Raw genomic sequence first — 4041 nt, 5'->3', positions numbered from 1 at the left:
CCACCAGTGGTGCGAGCGCGTCGAGTTCAAGCGCTGCAACCACGACGACACCTGCCGCTACCACCACCGCGCAGGCTACAGCCGACGCAACCGCCGATCCCGGTCCCACAAACCAGGATACGTTGACCAAGGGGAACGTTGAGGGCTTGTGGAATGAGGGTTATCAGGGTCAGGGCATGGTTGTGGCCGTGATCGATTCTGGGGTCCAACCACACGCAGACTTGCGGTTGACTGACGATAGTACGGTGGCGATTAGCAAAGACGCCGCGGAGGCCGCTATTGCTAAGCTAGGGTACGGCACGTACGTCAACAGCAAGATCCCCTTTGCCTACGATTACGTGAACAACGATAGTGTCAACACGGGGACTACGGTGTCCGGGTCTACGCACGGTGAACACGTCGCTGGTATTATTGCCGCCAACGGGATCGTTGCCGATGGCGCTACCGGTACGTCTAAAGCGTCAGTCTACGTCAAAGGGGTCGCCCCGGAAGCCCAGATTTTGGCGATGCAGGTCATTGATGAGTTCCCGGACGAAAATGCTAACGATATTTCCCGGGCAATAAGGGACGCCGTTTCGATGGGAGCCAATGCCATCCAAATGTCACTGGGAATTGGTGTGGCCGAACAAGATCTGACCGACGAGGAGCAAGCCGCCGTGCAGTACGCTACCGACCACGGAGTCTTTGTTTCCATCTCGGCCAGCAACAACGCCAACGCGGCCAGCATTGTGGGCTCCGATACGCCGAATGATATTTCCACGGCGTACGTGCCGAAGAACGATTCAACCATTGCCGATCCCGGTGCCGCAGCGTCCGCGATGACCGTCGCCGCCGAGAAGAGTGCGACTGGTGCTGATTCTGAAATGGACGGCTTCTCCTCGTGGGGACCGATGGCGGACTATACGCTTAAGCCGGACATCGCGGCGCCCGGTGATAGTGTGACCTCCACGGCCATTGACCCGACAACCAATACCCAAACATACGCGGTTGAGTCCGGTACTTCCATGGCTGGCCCGTACGATGCCGGTGCGGCCCTACTAGTCATGCAGAAACTCAAGGCAACCCGTCCAGAATTGCAGGGCGCGGACCTGGTTAAGGCCGTTAAGCTAGCGTTAATGAACGCGGCCGACCCAATGATTGACTTAAACTACCCGGACACCTACGTCTCCCCGCGGCGCCAGGGTGCTGGACAAATTGATGTGACCAAGGCGGGGAACTTGGACGTCGCTGCTGAGGGTACAAATAACGCCGGCTCGGTGTCGCTGGGTAAAATCGGGCAGACAACCAGCTTCAACGTGACTTTAACCAATTACGGACAGACGACCCAAAGCTACACGGTCGACTACGACGGTGGGCCCCTCACGCAGGTGCGGGACACCAGTAAGGGTAATATCGTGCACGACCAGAAATTGGCAGGAGCGGCGGTGAACAGTGCTACGCCAACGTTTACGCTCGCTCCCGGTGCCAGCAAAGTGGTGACCTTCACGCTCGCGTTGGCTGATGCGGTTGCCGCTAACCAAATTGTCGAGGGCTACTTGACATTCAAAGCGGGAGACGACACCCAGACCATCAGTGTGCCGTACCTCGGCTACTTTGGTGACCTCACCACCGAGCAGATTATTGATGATTCGGCGAACAAGCAGGACTCAATCTTTAAGGGTGGGTACCTCGTTGATAACAACAATAACCCGCTGGGGGTCACCGACGCTACCTCACTGAGCAACCTCGTGAATAGCGACGTAACAGGCAAGTACACGTGGGGACAGGTGCCCGCGTACATTGAGAACGGCAAGGTCTCGTTCTCGCCTAACGGAGACGGTGCTAGCGATACCGTGTACCCATACGTCTTTGCCAAGCAGAACCTCAAGGCGGTCACCATTCAGATTCTGGACGCTAATGGTAACTTGGTTCGCGTGCTCGACAAGGAGAACAACACGACCAAGTCATACCTGAACGATGGCTCCAGTCACAACTCTGACTTAGGGTTGAGCACCGACATGCGTCTGGATGCTGACGCGTTTACCTGGGATGGTCGGATTTACGACCAACAGACGGGCAAGTACATCACGGCTCCGGATGGTAGGTACACTTACCGGATTGTGACTGAGCAGTACAACGACGGGGCGGAGCAGGAACAAAACTTTGATTTACCTGTAGCCGTGGATACCGTCGCACCGACTCTGACCGGTCTGACTTACGCCAAAGGTCAGTTGACGGCCAGCTACAACGACCAGGGTGCGGGGTTCAGCCAGTTTAGTGACGCGGTGCTCAAGATTGGCGCCCAGGAGTATGGGGTGCGTCTCGATAACAACGGGCAAAGTAACGCTGGGACAATCAGCTTCAAACTGACGGCAGCGCAAATGGCCGCCCTAGCAAGGAGCGATGGGCAGCTGACCTTGACGGTGACGGACGTTGCTGGCAACCACACCAGCGCGAGTGTACAGGCGTTTGCGGGTACTACTTCAGCCTCAGCAACCGATACTGCCGCCAACGTCGCACCGCAGTTTAGTTGGCAAGTCGGCGACGGCAGTAATAACTATTGGCGTACGATGGGCTTCGTGCAGGCCGTGTCCGACCAGACGAGTTTCACCGCGTACGCCCAGGTGCCGGCGGGTGTCGATTGGATTGTTTACGCGACCGACGCTATCGCGGGCAAAGTGTTCCCAGGCAAAGTCGATACGGCTACTGGTATCGTGACGTTTAACCTGACCGAAGGTGCTCCCTACGGCGACTTTGTGGGCACCGTCCTGTACCCGACCGCTAACTTTGGCGAATACAAGCGGGCTGGACGTGCTGACGGGGACGAAATGATCGTCTTCCTTGACGCTGACGGCACTGCCGGATACGGTCACTTCAGCACAACGAATCCACACACGGTGATTGCCCTGCGCGATAACGCAGACGCGGCTGCGGACGCTACGGTCACGACCGGGGCGCCAGTGCTTAGTGGGCGCGCCTTTGCGGACATTACGACGCACGCACAGCCAACTGCTGGGCTTTCCTTTGATAAGTTTAACGACAACACGTTTACGTTGGTGGGTGCTGATCAGGTGGCGGACGTTTACGACCCGCAGACTGGTGAACTGACGATTACGGGTAAGGTGGCTGATCCTGCTGGGAAGGCCATGACGGTAACTGATGCTACCGAGCCGACCAAGGCGGTTGCGATTAACGCGGACGGGACGTTCAGCTTCACGGTACCATTCAAAGCCGCTGAGCAGCAGTCAGTTGGTTACCGTCTGACGACGACTACGACCAACGATGACGGTACGACGGCAAGTAGCACGGCTTACGGCGAGCTCCAGATCTACCTGGACACCGTCTTCCCAACTTTGTCCATGCCGCAAGCCGACACGTTGACGGTTGATGCGGATGGTAACTACGATATCACGACGTCAGACCCGACCTTTACCGTCACGGGCACCGTAAACGATAACGTGAATGGCTACCGGCTGTACACGAACGGCGATAACGTTGTGCACCAGAAGAACCTGGCTGGGTTTAACAACCACGTGGATGCGGATGCGGCCAGCTCAAACCCTTATGGGGCGGCTGACTTTAGCCAGACGTACAACCTGTTGGAGGGCGATAACTACTTCACCGTGACTGCCGTGGATATGGTGGGTAACACCATCACGAAGGTTTTCCACGTCGTACGGGTGGACGCAACTAGCGTGACACCAAAATCGCAGGGCAGTAAGGGTACCGCCATCACCAGCCCCGTGGTTGATGGTGGGCAGCGCGGGCAGGCGCAAGGCGCTCCAGACGTGCACCCTGCTGCACCTGGTTACAAGAATGATGGTCAGGGTGGCGTACAGCTAGTACCTGCCGCCAGCCAGGCAGGTCGTCCGCAGAGTGGTGCTGAGCAAGGTCAAAGCCCAGCAACTACGACTGCAGCGGCACTGCCGGCGACGGGGGATACACACAGCCCGTTGGCCGCCATCACCAGCCCCGTGGTTGATGGTGGGCAGCGCGGGCAGGCGCAGGGCGCTCCAGACGTGCACCCTGCTGCACCTGGTTACAAGAATGATGGTCAGGGTG

Annotated in this window: 1 protein-coding gene; it reads left to right on the top strand. The window is 57.9% G+C overall.

What is annotated here, in order from left to right; translation table 11 throughout:
* Nucleotides 1-4041 (top strand): S8 family serine peptidase (locus MMY95_RS15135; protein WP_241277788.1); only part of this gene is annotated, 4041 nt, incomplete at both ends.

It is taken from the genome of Lactiplantibacillus sp. ME-2 (assembly GCF_022549155.1).
GTDB classification, from domain to species: Bacteria; Bacillota; Bacilli; order Lactobacillales; family Lactobacillaceae; genus Lactiplantibacillus; species Lactiplantibacillus plantarum.
The sequence above is the reverse complement of the archived record's forward strand: the minus strand, read 5'-3'. Positions and strand labels throughout refer to the sequence as shown.